Source organism: Streptomyces sp. DH12 (genome assembly GCF_020873895.1).
Lineage (GTDB): Bacteria > Actinomycetota > Actinomycetes > Streptomycetales > Streptomycetaceae > Streptomyces.
Map to the genome: position 1 here is coordinate 1 of NZ_JAHWGT010000135.1, position 945 is coordinate 945.

The window sequence follows — 945 nt, forward strand, 5'->3', positions numbered from 1 at the left end:
CCGTACCCGTACTTCTGATAAACGCTGTATGGGTGGAACGGCCGCGGAGGCAGCCCATGCCCGGCCCTTAGGGGTTCCCCCTGCCCGGCACGGGGGTGTGATGCGCCAACAGGTACGCACAGTGAAGTGATCGACACATGACGTGAGTGGTCCACGGTGTTGCCAGGCGTGCAACGGAAAGGAACGAGCGCTCATGCGCGAGATCCTCGGAAGGCGACGCAGGCTCCTGTCCCGGCGCGGTGACGAAGGGCCCGATCTGATCGGTGCGGCCCTGACCTTCGCCGCGGAATGGCAGTGGCCCGTCCTCCCCGGCGTGGCGGCCGACCCGCAGGACGGGTCCCGCTGTGCCTGCCCCGACCCGGAGTGCACGGTGCCGGGCGCCCATCCGTTCGACCCCGGCCTTCTCGCCGCCACCACCGACGCGCGGATGGTGCGCTGGTGGTGGACCAACCGGCCGACTGCGCCGATCGTGCTCGCCACCGGCGGCAAGGCCCCGTGCGCGGTGTCCCTCCCCGCCCTGCCGGCCGCCCGCGCGCTCGCCGCGCTGGACCGCCGGGGGATGCGGCTCGGCCCGGTCGTCGCCTCGCCCTCCCGCTGGGCGATCCTCGTCGAGCCCTACTCCCTGGAGCAGCTGGGCGAGCTGCTGTACGCCCAGGACTTCGTCCCCGGCTCGCTCCGCTTTCACGGCGAGGGCGGTTATCTGGCCCTGCCCCCGTCCGTCACCGCACAGGGCGAGATCCGCTGGGAGCGGGCGCCGCTGCCCGGCTCGGCGTCACCCTGGGTGCCCGGCGTCGAGGCCGTGGTGGACGCGGTGGTCGACGCCCTCACCCGTACGGGTGTGAGCGCCCCCGAGATGTAGGCGCCGTCGCGCGCCGCGCCCGGCACCTGGTGCCGGGCCGCCATCTTCCCGGGGCATGCCGCGTCATGCCGGGGGCCGTGCCAGGA

Annotated in this window: 1 protein-coding gene; it reads left to right on the forward strand. The window is 73.5% G+C overall.

Features of this window, described 5'->3' with window-relative positions; genetic code table 11:
• Positions 1-193: 193 nt before the first annotated feature.
• Positions 194-859 carry a bifunctional DNA primase/polymerase gene (locus LPA54_RS33010; protein WP_167741414.1) on the forward strand — a complete coding sequence of 222 codons (666 nt, stop codon included), beginning with the start codon at positions 194-196 and terminating at the stop codon, positions 857-859.
• Positions 860-945: the final 86 nt, after the last annotated feature.

Excerpts from the sequence above, each read along its gene's own strand:
- LPA54_RS33010 (WP_167741414.1), top strand. The coding sequence starts at position 194 with ATGCGCGAGATCCTCGGAAGGCGACGCAGGCTCCTGTCCCGGCGCGGT.